At 37.1% G+C, this 17,572-nt stretch carries 21 protein-coding genes and 1 pseudogene; 6 read left to right on the top strand and 16 right to left on the bottom strand.

The features are described 5' to 3' along the window. Nucleotides 1-221: 221 nt before the first annotated feature. Nucleotides 222-611 (bottom strand): tautomerase family protein, encoded by a 390-nt coding sequence (locus tag MKY10_RS08370; protein ID WP_015251622.1) that lies wholly within the window; start codon nt 609-611, stop codon nt 222-224. Between the two features lie 49 nt (nt 612-660). On the opposite strand from MKY10_RS08370, the gene gltR reads away from it, so the two are divergent. Beyond that, nucleotides 661-1,509: a glutamate biosynthesis transcriptional regulator GltR gene (gene gltR, locus MKY10_RS08365; RefSeq protein WP_015251621.1), complete on the top strand. Its 849-nt coding sequence runs from the start codon at nt 661-663 to the stop codon at nt 1,507-1,509. Nucleotides 1,510-1,666: 157 nt separating this feature from the next. Here gltR and MKY10_RS08360 read toward each other — a convergent pair whose 3' ends face one another. The 10 genes from MKY10_RS08360 to MKY10_RS08315 all read right to left on the bottom strand — a co-directional run bounded on the left by MKY10_RS08360 (nt 1,667) and on the right by MKY10_RS08315 (nt 8,892). Then, entirely contained in the window at nt 1,667-1,984 is a 318-nt protein-coding gene (locus MKY10_RS08360; RefSeq protein WP_015251620.1) for a hypothetical protein, read from the bottom strand. Beyond that, nucleotides 1,942-3,264 carry a branched-chain amino acid transport system II carrier protein gene (brnQ, locus tag MKY10_RS08355; RefSeq protein WP_015251619.1) on the bottom strand — a complete coding sequence of 441 codons (1,323 nt, stop codon included), beginning with the start codon at nt 3,262-3,264 and terminating at the stop codon, nt 1,942-1,944. The genes MKY10_RS08360 and brnQ overlap by 43 nt, the downstream gene beginning before the upstream one ends. Nucleotides 3,265-3,428: 164 nt before the next feature. Continuing rightward, a complete protein-coding gene (gene azlD / locus MKY10_RS08350; protein ID WP_003245988.1) occupies nt 3,429-3,761 on the bottom strand; it encodes a branched-chain amino acid transporter AzlD in 333 nt (110 codons plus the stop codon). Further along, the gene (gene azlC, locus MKY10_RS08345) at nt 3,758-4,522 is read right to left on the bottom strand and encodes an azaleucine resistance protein AzlC (RefSeq protein ID WP_015251618.1); all 765 of its coding nucleotides are present in this window, start codon (nt 4,520-4,522) and stop codon (nt 3,758-3,760) included. The genes azlD and azlC overlap by 4 nt, the downstream gene beginning before the upstream one ends. 12 nt (nt 4,523-4,534) lie before the next feature. Next, nucleotides 4,535-5,008, bottom strand: a complete 474-nt coding sequence (gene azlB / locus MKY10_RS08340) for an azlBCD operon transcriptional regulator AzlB (RefSeq protein WP_015251617.1) — start codon at nt 5,006-5,008, stop codon at nt 4,535-4,537. 333 nt (nt 5,009-5,341) lie between these two features. Next, nucleotides 5,342-5,581, bottom strand: a complete 240-nt coding sequence (locus MKY10_RS08335) for a barstar family protein (protein WP_044052493.1) — start codon at nt 5,579-5,581, stop codon at nt 5,342-5,344. Nucleotides 5,582-5,852: 271 nt separating this feature from the next. Beyond that, on the bottom strand, nt 5,853-7,085 hold the full coding sequence (locus tag MKY10_RS08330; protein WP_015251615.1) for a cytochrome P450: 1,233 nt from the start codon (nt 7,083-7,085) through the stop codon (nt 5,853-5,855). A gap of 394 nt (nt 7,086-7,479) precedes the next feature. Further along, a complete protein-coding gene (locus tag MKY10_RS08325; RefSeq protein ID WP_003229864.1) occupies nt 7,480-7,629 on the bottom strand; it encodes a hypothetical protein in 150 nt (49 codons plus the stop codon). Nucleotides 7,630-7,728: 99 nt separating this feature from the next. Further along, nucleotides 7,729-8,292: a cysteine hydrolase family protein gene (locus MKY10_RS08320; protein WP_015251614.1), complete on the bottom strand. Its 564-nt coding sequence runs from the start codon at nt 8,290-8,292 to the stop codon at nt 7,729-7,731. Between the two features lie 228 nt (nt 8,293-8,520). Then, nucleotides 8,521-8,892, bottom strand: coding sequence for a YrdB family protein (locus tag MKY10_RS08315; RefSeq protein ID WP_010886579.1), 372 nt, complete (start codon nt 8,890-8,892; stop codon nt 8,521-8,523). A gap of 465 nt (nt 8,893-9,357) precedes the next feature. On the opposite strand from MKY10_RS08315, the pseudogene MKY10_RS08310 reads away from it, so the two are divergent. Then, nucleotides 9,358-9,474, top strand: a pseudogene (locus MKY10_RS08310) (TetR-like C-terminal domain-containing protein); the annotation flags it as partial. A gap of 229 nt (nt 9,475-9,703) precedes the next feature. On the opposite strand, the gene MKY10_RS08305 reads toward MKY10_RS08310, so the two are convergent. Continuing rightward, nucleotides 9,704-10,207 carry a DinB family protein gene (locus MKY10_RS08305; RefSeq protein WP_033885127.1) on the bottom strand — a complete coding sequence of 168 codons (504 nt, stop codon included), beginning with the start codon at nt 10,205-10,207 and terminating at the stop codon, nt 9,704-9,706. A gap of 226 nt (nt 10,208-10,433) precedes the next feature. Next, a complete protein-coding gene (aadK, locus tag MKY10_RS08300; RefSeq protein WP_046381214.1) occupies nt 10,434-11,288 on the bottom strand; it encodes an aminoglycoside 6-adenylyltransferase AadK in 855 nt (284 codons plus the stop codon). Nucleotides 11,289-11,681: 393 nt separating this feature from the next. Here aadK and MKY10_RS08295 point away from each other — a divergent pair, with 393 nt between their 5' ends. The 4 genes from MKY10_RS08295 to MKY10_RS08280 all read left to right on the top strand — a co-directional run bounded on the left by MKY10_RS08295 (nt 11,682) and on the right by MKY10_RS08280 (nt 15,614). Then, nucleotides 11,682-12,725: a nitronate monooxygenase gene (locus MKY10_RS08295; protein WP_019712534.1), complete on the top strand. Its 1,044-nt coding sequence runs from the start codon at nt 11,682-11,684 to the stop codon at nt 12,723-12,725. A gap of 348 nt (nt 12,726-13,073) precedes the next feature. Beyond that, entirely contained in the window at nt 13,074-13,871 is a 798-nt protein-coding gene (gene murI, locus MKY10_RS08290) for a glutamate racemase (protein ID WP_015714374.1), read from the top strand. Nucleotides 13,872-14,252: 381 nt separating this feature from the next. Next, nucleotides 14,253-14,960, top strand: coding sequence for a YrpD family protein (locus tag MKY10_RS08285; RefSeq protein WP_044052492.1), 708 nt, complete (start codon nt 14,253-14,255; stop codon nt 14,958-14,960). A gap of 576 nt (nt 14,961-15,536) precedes the next feature. Continuing rightward, nucleotides 15,537-15,614 carry a YjcZ family sporulation protein gene (locus MKY10_RS08280; RefSeq protein WP_072175780.1) on the top strand — a complete coding sequence of 26 codons (78 nt, stop codon included), beginning with the start codon at nt 15,537-15,539 and terminating at the stop codon, nt 15,612-15,614. Between the two features lie 286 nt (nt 15,615-15,900). Here the strand turns inward: MKY10_RS08280 and MKY10_RS08275 are convergent, their stop codons facing one another. The 3 genes from MKY10_RS08275 to sigZ all read right to left on the bottom strand — a co-directional run bounded on the left by MKY10_RS08275 (nt 15,901) and on the right by sigZ (nt 17,544). Further along, on the bottom strand, nt 15,901-16,062 hold the full coding sequence (locus tag MKY10_RS08275; protein WP_003245984.1) for a hypothetical protein: 162 nt from the start codon (nt 16,060-16,062) through the stop codon (nt 15,901-15,903). Between the two features lie 62 nt (nt 16,063-16,124). Next, nucleotides 16,125-16,880, bottom strand: coding sequence for a metal-binding protein ZinT (locus MKY10_RS08270; protein WP_003229858.1), 756 nt, complete (start codon nt 16,878-16,880; stop codon nt 16,125-16,127). Nucleotides 16,881-17,013: 133 nt separating this feature from the next. Further along, entirely contained in the window at nt 17,014-17,544 is a 531-nt protein-coding gene (sigZ, locus tag MKY10_RS08265; protein WP_015251607.1) for an RNA polymerase sigma factor SigZ, read from the bottom strand. Nucleotides 17,545-17,572: the final 28 nt, after the last annotated feature.

The raw sequence follows: 17,572 nt of genomic DNA, 5'->3' as shown, positions 1-17,572 counted from the left end.
CATTCTAACATAATGCAAACAATATTTATATATGAGCATGTGTTCATATATAAATATATCTGCTCTTTACTGAAATGTCAAAATATTTTTTATAGAAATCCACAATACCTCCTTAATTATTCTTTTATAAACATAAAAAAGCGGAGCAAACACATGGTTTGCTCCGCTACCCTAGTTTCTCTATCCTTTTCTTCAATCAAGCATTTGAGGGTAGTATTCAACTACAATTTACCTGTTAAAAATTGGGCCTCACCAAGTCCAAAACTCCAGTCAGCATTATCATTTTCAACAATAGATACAATTAAATCAGTTGATGCGATACCACACTCAGATTCCAGTCTTTCAGCTAACAGCCTGTAAAATTTTTGTTTCTTCTCTTCCGGTCGGGATTTACTTGTAACTGAAAGAACAACAAGATTTTTAGTTCGGTTAAATCCTAACCCAGTATCCTCAATAATCATATGATTTTCTGGATGTTCATGAACAATTTGATAACGGTCTAGTTGAGGCACATCAAAAGCCTCTACTACAACATTGTGAGCGACATCTAAAAGTTTTTTCAAACTTGATTGATCTCGCCCTTCTATTAAGTCAAAACGAAGTAATGGCATAAAATCCCCTCCTTCTACTACAACAGTCTTTTTAATTTCATTCGTTAATGTGTCAGCTATTTCCAAGGCTGCTCAGACTTTAAATTATGCACAATCGAACGTAACGAATAAGATACAACAACTAGAAAACGATTTACAGACAAAATTATTCTATCGCCATAGTCGAGGAATCACACTTACTCCCCCAGGGCAAATTCTTGTTTCTTACTCAGAGAAAATTCTACATACTATTGAAGAAGCTAGAGCAGCCATGGGCGAATCATCCGCGCCTTCTGGGCCACTGCGTATAGGATCAATGGAAACAACAGCTGCAGTTTGGCTTCCTCAACTCCTTGCACATTATAATAACCTCTATCCAAATGTTGATTTGAACCTAGTAACCGGCCCTACGGAACAACAAATACAAGCAGTTTTACATTATGAGTTAAACGGCGCTTTTATTTCAGGGCCTATTGAACACCCTGATTTAGTTCAAGAAAAGGTATTGGATGAAGAGATGGTTCTTGTTACAAGCGCTTCACACCCTGTGATTTCTTCCATTCAGGATGTTCAAACACAAACAATGCTTGTATTCCGTAAAGGATGCTCTTACAGAGCAAAGCTCAATCATATCCTCCAAGAAGAAGGTTTATTACCTATAAAATTAATGGAATTTGGCATACTTGAAGCGATCATTGGCTGTGTAAGCGCCGGCTTGGGGATTTCACTGCTGCCTCGTTCAATCATTGCTTCGCATGAAAAAGAAGGCCGCATTCGCAGCCACACTATCTCTGACAAATATTCTTTCGTATCAACCATGTTTATAAGGCGGAAAGACACTTTAATTACCCCTGCTTTATCTGCTTTTTTAACGCATATGAGGGATCATTTTCAGGTAAAGAGGCCAGATCAATCGTAAATAAATGGATGGAAGGCTGGCTTCGCCTCAAAATACCTCTGATCAGTTGTCTGATATAAAAATATAGGCGCATCTCATTGTTTGTATAGAGCAAAAAAGCAAACTTCGGTATGTAGTTTGCTTTTTCTTCGTGATTTTGCACTCTGAATTGTGACACCTAGTCGATATTAGAATGTAGATTTTCCTCATTCAAAGAATTTTGAACGAAGATCATTGCCCTAGACACTTGGTTGCGTCTTGAAGTTAAAGGCTGACTATTTCCTAAAGAGTCAATCGCTCTCACAACTATTAAATATTCACCTACAGATTTCGGGTGACAACGGAAAGATTGATATTTTCGGTTGGACAGGGGCAGAACATCCAATTGTAACAGTTGAAGTATCCACTGATGGAGGAGATCCTGCAGATCTGAGTGATATTGCTGTTGATTGATCAACTTGTTTTTGTTCGGAATATACTCAGTATATAGCCGCATATTCCCCCTGCAATAGCTGGAATGAGCCACCCCAGCCCTATGTTATACATAGGAAGAATCTGAGTGAAAATATGATTCACAACTTCAATTTTTATTCCCGCCTCCTTCAAACCGTCAAATAAGCTGATGATGAATGCGAATAATAAACTGCCTTGATACACTTCTGTCTTCCCTTTAAATACAGAATGCAAAAACGTTAAAAATATTAAGGAAATCGCGATAGGATACATCGTCAGTAAGACAGGCATTGACACCTTAATGAGCTGGGTTAATCCTATATTTGCGACAAGTGTACTAAACACTGATAAAACGACAGCAATTTTTTTATAAGAAATGTTCGGAAATAATTCATGAAAAAAAGAAGAACACGCTGTGATCAGTCCGACACTTGTCGTCAGACACGCCACTGTAATCATTAAGCCCAATAAGATTGAACCATAAGATCCAAAATAATAGGATGAAACCTTAGCCAAAACCTCTGCTCCATTTTCTAAAATCCCCAGTTCTTCAACGCTGGAAGCCCCCATATAGGAAAGGGCTGTATACATAACTGCTAAGAGTACAGCTGCAATCGCGGCTGCTTTTGCACAAACACCCATCAGCTGTTTTTTGGTAGAAGCTCCTTGTTCTTTCAATGCATTCACGATGATAATTCCAAAAACAAATGCTACAAGGGCATCCAGAGTGAGGTATCCTTCCTGAAATCCTTTAAAAAACGCTTGTGATGTGTACCCTTTTGATGGTGCTTGAATGGTTCCAATTGGGCGAATAAGAGCTACCACTACAAGCAATCCGATAAATGTCAGCTTAATTGGCGTCAAAAATTTTCCAACTATATCAATAATTTTTGAAGGATTGAGTGATAACAAGCATGCCAATGCGAAAAATAATATTGTAAATATAATCAATGAGACAGGGCTTGCATCATTTGATAAAAAAGGTTTTACCCCAATTTCAAACGATACGTTTCCTGATCTCGGGATAGCGAAAAAAGGCCCGATTGCCAAATAGAGAATCGTCGTAAATACAATGCCAAACACCGGGTGAACACGGCTGGCTAACGACTGTAAGTTTTGTTTACCCGAAAAAACAAATGCTGTTATAGCCAGTAATGGCAATCCAACTCCGGTCACTAAGAAACCTGCATTAGCGATCCATACATTTTTCCCGGCCAATTGACCAAGCATAGGCGGAAAAATGAGATTTCCTGCTCCAAAAAACAATGCAAATAGCATTAATCCTATAATGATGATATAGGAAGCAGACACTTTTTTTGACATTATACATCCTCCGATTAAAGTAGACACTTCTTGAATAGCCAGGAAACATTACAGATGCTATTTGCACTGGCACAGTGTTGATTCCAAAATAAGCTTGTGTCAGTTTTATATATTTTTATCAAGTTCAATAAAAGCATGATCATTTTGATAGTTTCCGATATCGGTTAAAAAACCAATTGCACCAAAACCATATAAACAACGGTTCCCCCCGCTATGGAAAGAAGCATATTTTTCTTCCACAAGTGAAGCAGTACAACAGCAGCTGCTCCAACCAATTCAGGAATGCCATGACTTCCAGAAAGCAGACTCACATCTTTCAAACAATAAATGACTAAAAGCCCGATTACCGCTGATGGCAGCACTTTACCAAGATACTGTACATATTTCGGTGTCGGTTTGCCAGACGGGAAAATCATGAATGGAAGGAACCGTGTCAGCATTGTTCCTAGCACGACCATTGCAATGGTGATCATTTGCTGCGTCATAGTCATCGTCATACGGAAACCTCAGCTTTCTCCAATGGTTTTCTCAGAACAGTCAGTACCCCTAAAATGGCGAGCATAGCAGGAATAATAAATTGGTTTCCGCCAAAAAGGATAAGACAGGCTACTGAAAGTCCAAGTCCTGAGAGAGCACTGTAATGCTTTTTCTCTTTCATCCATTGTTCTATGAATATCACAATAAACAGAGCAGTCATCACAAAATCAAGCCCTTCGGTATTAAACTTCACGTACGACCCAAAAATACCTCCTATCGCTGCCCCCGCGACCCAATATAAATGATTAAGCAGTGTCACAAAAAACATAAACCAGCCCTTGTCAACATTCGCCGGAACATTAGCGGTATAATTGATAGAAAATGATTCATCGCACATTCCGAAAATCAGATAAAGCTTTTTCTTTCCAGTCCCCCTGTACTTATCCAACATGGAAATTCCATAAAACAAATGCCTGGCATTGACCATTAACGTCAAAAAAAGAGCATTCATAGGGTTGAACGCACCAAGTAAAAAATTCGCTGCAACAAACTCCATTGAGCCCGCAAATATCATAAAACTCATGATGATTGGATAGATTGCGCTAAATCCCAAAGAATGCATAAAGATTCCATAAGCTATCCCCAAAAACAAAAACCCCGCAAAAATCGGAATTGTATATGGGAATGCAGAACGAAATGCAGCCCATATTTGACTTCTCTTATTCATATGAGTGTTTATAGCAGGAGAGCTTAAATGTAACGATTCTTTATTTTTATTCAAATCAACAACCTCCTACATTTCATCAATTGGCACACTGACAGTTCTTTTTTCTGTACTCATGACTATGCTTGTGTCAACTCCACTAATAGCAGGGTTCTGCATTAATGAATCAATGATAAAATTCCGATAACTCTCCATGTCCTTCGCCACAATCTTGAGCATATAGTCATGGCTTCCTGTAAGTGTGTAGCATTCTTGAACCTGTGGGAATTTGTTTATATCCTCTAAAAATGAATGAATTGTCTCCCTATTTAAGGGTGATAAGTTGATGAGAGCTAGTGCTGTGACTTCGATTCCAAGTTTTTTCTCATCAACAATAGTCGTAAACTTTTTAATTATACCTGCTTCTACTAGGTTCTTTGTTCTTGCAAGGCAAGCTGATGGTGAAAGCCCAATTTTCTTAGATAAATTTAGATTTGATATTGAAGCATCTTCCTGCAATTCTCTTAAGATGGCCTTATCAGTTTCATCAAGCATAATACCCATTTCACAACCCCCAATACGACTTAACAGAATTACATTTCATCCAATTTAAACAATAACGAATTTTCATTCGATAATCAAATATTTTTTAAATTTAATTCCTTTTAAAATATTATTCACAGAATAAAATTATCCCCATGATTACCTCATAATGAAATTAACTTACATCAGAAAGAAGTCATGGGAGAGTTATGTACTTGTGTGACTTGATACCAACATAATAAGAAACTTATCAGAAGCCAAAAAGTTATTGTGGTCTCACCGAAAATTGAATTTGCGGTGCCCTATTGCCTTTTTCTGCGAACAAAAATTGTTAAAATTCACAAAACAGAAAGTCTACTCTATTATTATTTTAAATTCGTCCTCTAGTTCCTCTTGAGCCTCTTGTAAAACTTCTAATACATCATCTGCGTATGAACCTAAAAATGTATTGCTGAACTCAAAATTTTTCAAGACTAAAGTGAGCGGCAAATCCACCCACCCTGTCAGGCAATCCCATAAAGATTTATCTTTTAAAACATCATGTAAAACTTCTATATTTTCAAAGTCTTTTCCATCTATCATTATTTTTCTCATTAGAAACTATGCCCTCCATTATTTTATCTTAACAAACGTTTACTATGTAACAGCTGTTTGTCCAAATGAGGCTGAAAACAAATAAAAAACACCGATAGGATGAAACTATTGGTGTTTGCAAGACATCTTCATGCCCGGTAGGCATAAATAATGCTAAACTTTGTTTTTAAAAAGCTATCATATCAAATTTTTATGTTACAGCTTTTACTATCGTTTAATCTAATTGAGGAGTAAAACAAGATATGTTTGAAAATCACATATCCCCAAAAAATTAAAAACTAATCGGCAGTTCTTCGAGTGCTCTCATCAGAAAATTCCCTTTCCATTTCATTTGTTTCTTTTCGCCTTTTAACTGTATATTTGGACAGCGGCGTAATAAGGTGGAAATCGCAATCTTTGCTTCTAAGCGGGCTAGCTGTGCACCAAGACAAAAATGATTGCCATTGCCAAAAGCAATATGGCGGTTGTTCTTTCTTTCAATATCAAATATGTCGGCATTTGGAAATATCTTTTCATCACGGTTTGCTGATGCTAAAGAAATGATGATCACATCTTTCCGTTTAATCTCCTGCCCATGCAGTATAAACGGTTCAGCCGTCCAGCGAATTGTCGTTAGCTCAACAGGGCTGTGAAACCGCAATGCTTCTTCTATGGCTGAATTCATCAAGTCCGGCTGCTGGCGGAGCTTTTCTAGTTGATCATGGTGACACATCAGAGCATATGTCATATTGGTGATTAAGTTTACGGTTGTTTCATGACCTGCAACGATAAGCAGCATAATCATCGAGTACAATTCTTCTGTACTTAATTGTGTGCCTTCACTTTCCGCTTGAATTAATGCACTGATTAAATCTCCTGCAGGTTCTCTCCTTTTTTTGCGAACTAAGGATTCCAGATATTCAACAAACTCCCCTAACAAGTGGTCATTCTCCTGAAGTCTTTCAGGGGCATCTGAAAAATCAATAATTGCTTGCGACCATACTCTGAATTTTTGACGATCTTCCAAGGGAATGCCGAGCATTTCACTTATCACGATAATCGGCAATGGAAACGCATAATCGTCTACTAGGTTCATGAATTTGTTGGGCTGCACTTTATCCAATAAAGAATCTGCGATATGCTGGATTTTGTCTTCCAACTGCAAAATCATCCGATGCGTAAATGCTTTTTGAACAAGAGTTCGCAAGCGGTTGTGATCAGGGGGATCTGAATTAAGCATATGTTTTGTTAAAGTCTCTTCATTCTTCAATAGAGCAGGACGTTTTTCTTTTGCGGTAAATACATTTTCATAGTTTTTCTTTAATTTTTCATTCTTTAATAAATGTATTGCATCATCATATCTCGATATGAGCCAGCCTTTCCCCAGAGCTCCTAAAGATAATGGGTAGAGAGGCTGTGATTTTCGCAATTCTTTATAAAATTCATACGCTTCATCTTTAAATGCTCTCGAAGACAATTGACTTTCCGTCAAAATGGTTACACTCTTTTTTTCTTTTGAAGACATTCATTCGACCTCCATCTTTATGAAAGGTTATGATAATCTTTAAATATAAAATCAGGACGATTTGTAAAATGATCCATTGAGATCAGTATTCATGATAAGGGCCAAAATGCCGTCCCCGCATTTTGAAATAAAAGATATGAGACAGTCATTAATCATTTTGCTGCCTAAACTCTTTCCCTGATAAAATGGCGAAACTCCTAATACTTCTATGCCGGCTCTTTTAAGGATTTGGAAAATTTTTTAGCCCCATTTTGATTAATGTTATCCCCCCTGCTGCTATATAATCGATCAAGTTTAATGTCGGGTTTATCACGATGTTTTAATAGAGCGGCAACAACCATTTCACCATTCTGAATGCCAACAAAAAAGAAATGCTTTTTAAAATATGCTCTTGTCAGTACTTTATGCATTTCAAAAATAAATGAATGATCTTTTTTTCGCGTTTTACGAGTAAATCCATAAAAGGATATTGATTGAAAGATTGATGGAATAGCTTTGCCACTTTGCTTACTTCATCTGCTCTTGCTTGTCGATAAAGAAACATTGATACATCTCCTTTGAGCAAGTAAAGCAGGAAATCGAATTAAAGCGCCCTTCCTATTGGAAAGGCGCCTGCCGTTTTACTGTGCCAAAATGTTTTTCATCAGTGAGTTTTTATAAAATCATTTATTAATTGATCAGTTGTCAATATTGTGGCAAATTCATCATGCAATGTAGCTAGAGATATATTATGAATAGTCGCCGCATCATAATATGTATCATTTTGGTCTCTCATTCCGAAGGCTGCTGTTGCATCTGAAATCAGGTATGTATCAAACCCTAAATTACCACTCATTCTTGTGGTGGTTGATACACAGTGAGGCGTGGTTAAACCAGTTATGACTACAGTGGTTATTTCATTTAATTTTAAGAATTCTTCTAAATTCGTACCAATAAAGCTGCTATTTACTGTCTTGGTTATAATGACTTCTTCATCCATAGGCTTAACTATTTCCTTTATCGCAAACCCTTCATTCTTTGGATGGAATAAAGAATGAGGTTTATCAGAAGTGTGTTGTATGTATATGACTGTCCATCCTTTTTCTCTCCATAATTTTAGTATTTTACTAATGTTTTCTTCCGCCTTTACGTTATTCCGTTCCCCCCATTTTTTATCATCGAAGGCTTTTTGTACATCCACAATGATTAAAGCTTTCTTTTCTTCCACAAGATACCCTCCTACGTAGAATTTCTATTTATTACTACATTCTAAATACAAATTTTACTTTTGTACAATTGTTTAATGATGAATTTCAAATGAGCGCCTTCTTTATTGGAAAATGCGTTCTATACTGCAACTGTGCCCAAGCCGTTAACCTTCAAATCTAATCTGAGAATCACTGGCTCTACAGAGAATAATAAAAAACACTCTAATAACGAGTGCTGAAATGAAAAACTATTGATTTAGAAGCCATTTGATACGCTCAGCTGAAATGATGTAGTGGAGTATTATAAGACATAAAAAGACAATACTAACTGGTTTTAAATAACTAAAATAAAGCGCTGCAACAGCCATTGCAAAGATCAATAATTCAATAACTAACCTTGTTACTCCGTTTACAGCTATTACAGTTTGTCCGCTTCGACTAGGATCATGAGGTACTGCAAATACAGACCAGACAATCATAACTGCAATAGGTAAAACCAAAGTTAAAACATATTTAAAATAACCATTAAAGCTTATCCAAGCATACACCCCTAAGGAGATTAGTGCAGCAATTTCAAGGGTGAATCTTAAAAGTAAATTAGTCTGATTCAGTTTTTCCAACTCCTCTATAAAAAACACCCCCGCAGGAGATGCTCTTTCTCTGCTTTATTTCAGCGTATAAAAACTTTTCTGTTCTTCCTCTTTAGATTCTATTGTAGTTTTCGGCGAGATTACCTCTACTTTTGAAGAGATGATACCGACTGCTGCTGTTACCAATGCTCCGATAATAGAACGATGATAAGTATAATGAAATATGACAACTTTTCCCCTCCTATTCAGTTAATTATCCAAATAATCAGGAAGTTGTCTACAATTTGCAGAATTTGTCGAACGAAGTAAAGATTATACCTGGGAGGCTTTACTCATTGTATGAATTACAGTAAATAAATTGCCTTCCCTTTTGAGAAGACGTTCCAACTCAGCTAGACTCTTCCAATAGGCTTCCTTTTGGCGCAGCTGCTTTTATTCAAAAATTGAGCAACACCTGAATGTTTCATTGGAATTTCTGAACCATCGATCGCTGCTGAATTTGTTGCAAATGCATACGTAGGAGTAGTCGAATGGTGGTTGAAAAATGAAATGCCTTCCCCACCTCGAGTGATGGCAGAAAAAGCGGGGGTTTTGTTAGAGAGGAATCTATAGATATGTGTATCGAAGATTTGACAGCATTAAAAATTATACTTACATCGTTGGGAATAGGCCAACAATAAAGCGGAAGAACGTTGTCATTTGAAGTGGTTTGGAATAAAAATGATTCGAATATGTTCTTATCATTGGTAAACGAACAAAAAAAGAACATGTTTTGAAAAAAGATAGATCAAAACATCTTCTTATATGTTGTCATAGCGTAACTTTTTTATAAAAAGGTTGATTACATTTTCGGGGCTTCCAAACCAAATTTTGCCCATTCTTCTTTTGCTGGACCATAAATACCTGGAACAGTTAACCCTGCTTGTCTCATAAGAACAGTCATTTGTCCCCGATGGTGATTTTGATGTTGAATTAAAAACATCAAAAGTGAACCGTTAGGCAATTGTTGTCCGATAAAGTTGATACGTTCTTGAAGTGTATGGTCAGTCCATTGGGTTTTTAATGCCTGTACAAATGTATTACTGGCTTGATGATAGCTGTCAGCTATAAACTGAGCCGAAGTTGGAACAGGATAATCTTCAGCTGGGGCATGGAACGTTAAGTCTGTGTTTGAGGTAATGATGCGAATGGCAGCAACAGTATGCCAAGCAATACGGCCTAGAGTCCAATTTTGTGAAGTTATTTCTTGTTTAAGTGATTCATCAGTCAGACTATTTAATAGTTTCTGTGTAGCATCTGCTTCGAACTCCCAAGATTTCAAAAAATGGTCTAAGGTTTGGAACACAAAAATCCTCCTTTACATTCTATTATTTTTTTAATGTGCCTATAGGTTAATTATAATGCCTCGTTTCGTTAAAAAGAACAAAAATTTTGGACAAGAATAATCATAGTAAAATGCGTAGACATTCTTAAACATAACGATTTACGCATCTTTTTACAAACATGGTGACTCCTTGGTCTCCATTGTCAGCGAGAATCAAATATCATATGAAAACAATCCTATATTCTTATTACTTTACTGAGCAATAAATACCTTCCGTATACTTAGTGATGCCTTCATCGTAATCAGGATACTTATATGCAAGACTTTCTGATACAGCTTTTGAATACTTTCTAAATAATGCATAGCAAGTAAATAAAGACTTCCACATTTCCTGATACCCATTCACAGAATATGTAGACATGAGTTCCTCCCATTCTTTATTTGAAAGGTACCGTTTCATAAATTTATAGTTCTTCCCCATACTAAATGAATACCCTTTCTGAGATGCGATATGCCAGGCCATCATTCTCAATAAATTAGGACGTACAATTTCATTTAAATGGTCAATGGCAAAAAGGATTTCATTTCTTGCTAATCCTTTTACTACGTAAGTCGAAACCATCCAGAACTCATTACAGCAATCATCAAATTCCCTTGCAGTCGGCTTTTTCATCCAGTATTGGCGATCATTTGGGGTCACTTTATAGTTGATGAACGAATCCTTATCAAGCAATACCTTAACCAAACCATCGTTATTAGCAAAATAGTCTTCTGCTTCACGAATTGGAATAAGGGTTAGATCTAATTTGTTGCCATCCTCAAAAAGAATGATGTATGAAAACCAATTACCTAATTCGGGAGGAAAAAGCTCCATATCTTCTGGTTTTTGCATCATAATGCGCTTCCCAAAGATTTCGAGCCACTGATCATTTTCTTTAAAAGATTCTACATCAGTTACAAAATACGAGATGTCATAATCTTGGAAGTTGTCAGGAGGGATATTTCTGTTTGTACGTGACCCTTCCAAAGTGACCAATCGGATTCTCTCATCGTTCAAAGCAAAGTCCAAAAAAATGTCCATCATTTCCTGCTCACTTCGCATCGCATGTTCCTCCGTTTCAGCCTTAATATCTAACTGTAAAACCGAATATTGATCTGTACGTCTTATAGATTTTTTTACTCTTGAATGTGATGTATTCTTCTAAGCTTTATTTTACATGAAGTCCTTCTATATATCATTCAAAATTAAGATGCAAGACATCTCAAAATCAGATATCAACTATGAAGGACTACATGAATATTCAGTTTTTTGTAGAGCCGCCATGGGACGACACTCTTTGACACACTTTAATCTCCCCTGCTTTATCGACATGTTAACTGGTATGAGAGATTGACAAAAAGAAGGAAAACAATATATTTAAGCGAATACGAGTTTTTGAGCAAATTTTAAAATGACACTTTTTTCAAAAATCATGTCTTAACGGGGGGATTCGGTATGAATGAATTTATGAAGAAGTTTTCCTTAACAAAACCGATTATTCAAGCTCCAATGGCTGGCGGTATTACAACGCCCCGACTTGCATCTGCAGTTTCGAATCAAGGTGCTCTTGGCAGCTTAGCATCGGGGTATCTTACGCCAGACCTGCTAGAACAACAGATAAAAGAAATGTTTGAGCTGACAGACGCTCCTTTTCAAATTAATGTGTTTGTTCCGCTAGGTCTAGAGATGCCACCAGAAGATCAGATTAAAAAGTGGAAAGAAAACATACCGTTAGCTAATCAAGTAAATCAATTCACATCTGTACAAGAAGAGTGGGATGACTTCTATCAAAAAATTGATCTAATTTTAAAATATAAGGTTAAGGCTTGCTCATTCACTTTTGATCTGCCGCCTGAAGACGCAGTAAAGGAGCTAAAAACCGCTGGATGCTGTTTAATAGGAACCGCTTCAACAGTAGAAGAAGCATTGTTAATGGAAGAACGGGGAATGGATATAGTAGTCCTTCAAGGAAGTGAAGCCGGTGGACATCGCGGAGCATTCTTACCTTCCAAAGGTGAATCTGCCGTAGGTTTAATGGCTCTGATTCCACAAGCAGCAGATGCACTGAGCGTACCTGTCATAGCTGCTGGGGGAATGATAGACCACAGAGGAGTAAAAGCAGCTTTAACCCTTGGAGCCCAAGGCGTTCAAATCGGTTCTGCCTTTTTAATTTGTCACGAGAGTAACGCACATCCAGTACATAAACAGAAAATACTAGAAGCAAACGAAGCAGATACAAAGCTTACGACATTATTTTCAGGTAAAGAGGCCAGAGGAATCGTAAATAAATGGATGGAAGAAAAAGAACAGTTTGAGACACAAACCCTTCCGTACCCTTATCAAAATACACTAACGAAGGCAATGAGACAGAAGGCTTCACTTCAAAATAACCATGATCAGATGTCTTTATGGGCAGGTCAAGGGATACGGTCATTGACTGAGGAAATTTCGGTTAAGCAGCTTTTAAATCAGCTTTGCCAAGAGGATATAAAAATATAGGCGCACCTCATTGATAGAGCAAAAAGCAAACTTCGACAGGCAGTTTGCTTTTTTTTCGTAATTTCATCCACTGACTCTGGAAATCTAAATACTCCTACATTTTCAAAGCTAATTTGAATCGGGTTATCAATCATCACATTGATACGATGCGATCTTGATAATTTCACCACAACCACAATACATTACCAACATTTCGATCTTATCTCCCCTTCTCAAGTTTTGCTCCCTATTCGAAAAATCGATAACTCCCATATTAAATTCGAATAGTAAAATGGTTCTTTTTCGTTTGATGCAGATGATATAAAGTCATATGATAAAAAAAGAATGAGACAGAAAGCGTGAGAAGTGATGAAAATAGGATTTTTTGATTCAGGAATTGGTGGCATGACTGTATTGTATGAGGCCATAAAAGTTCTTCCTTATGAAGATTACATTTTTTATGCAGATACGTTAAACGTTCCATACGGTGAAAAATCAAAGGGTAAAGTTAAAGAATATATTTTCAATGCAGCTGAATTTCTGGCCAGTCAAAATATCAAAGCTCTTGTTATTGCGTGTAATACAGCTACTAGCATTGCGATAGAGGATCTTCGGAGAAACTTCGACTTTCCGATAATCGGAATCGAACCCGCTGTAAAGCCTGCTATAAATAAATGTACAGAGGAAAGAAAAAGAGTTCTGGTAGTTGCTACTAATTTGACGCTTAAAGAAGAGAAATTTCATAATCTAGTTAAAGAAATTGATCACCATGACCTTGTTGATTGCTTAGCTCTTCCAGGACTAGTTGAATTTGCTGAGAACTTTGATTTTAGTGAAGACAAAATCATTAAATATCTAAAGAACGAACTATCTTCTTTTGATCTGAAACAATATGGAACGATTGTGTTAGGATGCACTCATTTTCCGTTTTTCAAAAACAGTTTTGAAAAACTATTTGGGATAAAAGTTGATATGATTTCAGGCAGTGTCGGTACTGCAAAACAGTTGAAAAAAGTTCTTGCAGATCGTAACCAGCTTGGTAAAGGATCGGGCTCAATCACCTTTTTCAATTCTGGCCATAAAATTGTGGACCAAGTAGTCATATCAAAGTACAAAAGATTGTTTGAAATATTAGATGAAACTCAAAGGAGTCATGTTGGACATTGAATGTAAATGAAAAAGACAATCTCCTGAAGAGAAACATGAACTAAGAAGCGGGCTTAAAAAGCCCACTTTTTTTCTAACAAACAATTGAGTTATACACACATATCTGATTACAGTGTTTTCGCTCTTTCCCCTCTTATTTCTCCCCCATCTCTTATAGCTTTTCTATTTCAATAAAACACAAGTCTCGATTGAAAAGTTATCGTAACATTTACACTTCACAGGACATTTTTCGAGATTAGAAATCGACCGTTTGCCAGATACACAAAGTCATAATGTGTAAATTCTGTGTCTATTTTCATGTTGATTATGGAATTATTTTCATAATGTTTTATAATACAAGATGATAGCGTTTTCTAATTATAATGATAGGGGGAAATAATGATGATGAAAAAAGGACTGCTCGCGGGTGCGCTTACGGCAACTCTGCTTTTTGGCACATGTGCAGTAGACGTGCCGGGTATTATTAGCCCAAAAACCGCAGAAGCTGCATCACAGCTAACTGATGGAATCGGCGGAAGGGCTTACTTGAACAGCACTGGTGCCATTTTTGTTACAAAAATCCAGCTTCCTAGCTCCATTCAGGTTTCAAATGGGACAGCCTACATCTACTCTGGCTTTAGCGGGGGCACAGAATCCGATATCGGGTTTCAGTACAGTGATAAATATAACGTATGGAAACCATATATGAAAGTCGGTTCAAAAGGACAGGATCAGGTTCAGTACCTCGAAGGAGGAAGCCAATTTACGAATACGAAAGGCTTCCGTCCCGGCAGCACCGTACAACTTACCATCTACAAAAACCTTAACGGCAATACACGCGCTACATACTGGGGCACAAACAATGCAGGATACAACGGCCGTCTCATTTCAGAAATCAGCAAAACAAATGTCGGCTCCATCTCCAAATGGAAAGCGCTTGCTACAGTTGCTACAACTGGTTCACGCCAATCTATCAAATCAAATTTTTCAACATCTTTTACAAACATCACCATCGACAACAAAGCAATAACACCTGTAATTGATACACAAGACTTCGCTAAAGTAACAGTCTCAGGCAACAGTGTCAGTTTATCCGTTGTGAAAAATTAAAACATGTTAAACATACAATGCGTTAGGCTATTGAGAAGCTCTCGATAGTCTTAAAGGGGGCTTAACATGCCCCTTTTTTCATTTCAATTTAACTTTCAGTTAGCTTCGGTGCATGCCGTCTATCCCCGTCTTTTATCTGGGTGAAGTAAGGAGCAGCTCGCCCCTTCTGAGCCTGTTCCATTTGCTCAACGCAAAAGGTGTGCATCACTGTCTTAAAAATGTTAAAACAAATAGCAGATGGTGCACTTTATTTTTAGATGAGGCATGCTTACGCTCGATATGCAAGTCAAATGATTAAGGGTCTGCAAGAGAGAGAAGTTTTGGGTGTACTTTCATAAAAGAGGGATGGCTTCATATAGCTCGATTGCATCAGGAAGATTAGCCAACGATTGGCCGAGAACAACACATCACTTTGAAACGGATTCATTCCAAAATCATAAGTATGATCCAATAACTAATAAAGATCAGTTAGCAGTCCAGCCTTAAAAATATTTTTACATCAATTAAACTAGCATCACTATCGAATAAGCTCGATCTGCATATCATGTACTATCCTCTTTTAAGGAAGGTGATGTTATGAGGTCATTTCCATTAATCGTAGTTCTATTCATCCTATTAATCATCGTTGGGACATCTTTCTTTGGTGGCTATTAAGAACACACCTTACCTCATATCCATCAGACGCCATAAGAAATCTTTATGGCGTCTGTTTTTTATTAGATTTAAACAAAACCATTAAAGTGGGCCATGCAAACACACCTATGGAGATTACTGCCACGACTTCTTTGTGAGGGAAATATTCTTCCCTTTATGGACTATTGTCGATCAAAAGAGAAAGTTGAAATGCATTTTTATGGTGAGATGAATCGAGGCTTAGACATATAAAAAACCGCAAAGCTTTCTTGAAGAAGCTTTGCGGTTTTTGGGTCTCTTCTTTGCTTCATATAAGCCAATAGATTTCAAGCGTAATCCACTGCCATACATCCAATGATTTTTTATTTTGAAATAGGTTTCTTCTACTCTTCATGTGAGATGACTCAAGGTATGCCACGTCACAATAATATGGCGGATACTGAATGGTCTCAATCAGTTTTTTCCCCATTCTATCAATTCTCCACAGAAAAAATGGCTATGGCAGAACAACTTTCATAGAGTAATCATCATTTAATGAGCCATCATCTCATGGGCAATATCGTGTCCATCCATTTTTGACGGGTAGTAAGTAGGCCAGTTTTTGACTTCATCAAGTAAAGCTTCACGGTCGTCCCCCCAATAGAGATGGTAATGACTAGCTTTAGTCGGGTAAATACTATGATCACTAAACTGAATATACTGAGGCAGCCCTTCTGCTTTTTTAGCTAGTTTGAATATGTATCTTACCCCTCTATTGCCCGCATCATAGGTTAGAATTTCGTATCCGTCATACGTATACTTACCAGAATATTCTTTTCCATTTTTGAAGAACGTTACAGTATCTTTCTGGATTACAATACGGTCAACATCTGTTTGATAGCCTTTTTTATAATACTCTTTATATTCTTCAGCTGTCTTGCCGCCTTCGTGTTCTGATTTATATGAAAACACTTCGTCAAGAGTACCATCTTGCAGGTATGGATATACAGATTGCCAATCTCCTTCCCAATCAGAAAGTAAGCGATCCTTTACTTGGCTGTTTTTAAAATAGCCTTCATATATTTTTTCTGTTTCTTCATCATGCGCATGACTATGATCGTGAGAATGTTCGTGTGTATGACTGTCAGATGTTTGCTCTTGCGTTTTGGAAGAGTCTTCTTCAACTGCTGAGGATGATGTTGTTTGATTAGACTCACCTGCAGAAGAACCGGAAGTCTGACATCCTGCCAAAACTAGTAATGAACCAATCGTTAATATGCCTAGCCGTTTTGAAAATAAAATGTTCATTCCAACACTCCTTTTTCATTAAATCGAAAACATTACGATTTATATTATACATACATCTCTTGCAAACATCAAAGGAAAAATGCTCTTCATGCGGATGGCCTATTTTAAAGGAATAACTGACTATGTTCATCAGTTATTCCTTTAAAATACGAAAGTCTACGATATTTCCATATCGATCCGCTTCAATATGACAGCACCCCTCAAGCAGCTGTTTTAATTTTCCACGTCCGCGTTGTACCCTTGATTTTGCTCCGGAGTAAGAAATGCCGAGCTTTTCACTCAACTCTTTTTGTGATAACCCCTGGAATTCAGTTAACTCGAGCGCCTCTCGATACTTTTCAGGCAACCGTTTGATGGTCGATCGAATACACACAGTTGCTTCCTTGGTGAAATTTTCTTCCTCTGCACTGTCATTAAAATGTAGAACATCAGGCAATATTTCGCTTGTTTTTTTTGTACGGTAAAAATCAATAATCGTATTTCTAGTGATCCGATAAATCCAGCTGTCGATCTTTTGTTCATCGATCAGATTTGGGAGATGCACTTGTATTTTCATAAATACGATTTGCAAGAGGTCATCAACGATAGATTGATCGTTAACCCTATGTGAAATATATGTTTTTAACGGCTGATGAAATTGATCCCATAGATCCTCTATATTCATTTGAAAAAACCTCCTATAATTTTGCGTC

The organism is Bacillus sp. FSL P4-0290 (genome assembly GCF_037975435.1).
Classification (GTDB): domain Bacteria; phylum Bacillota; class Bacilli; order Bacillales; family Bacillaceae; genus Bacillus; species Bacillus subtilis.
The sequence above is the reverse complement of the archived record's forward strand: the minus strand, read 5'-3'. Positions and strand labels throughout refer to the sequence as shown.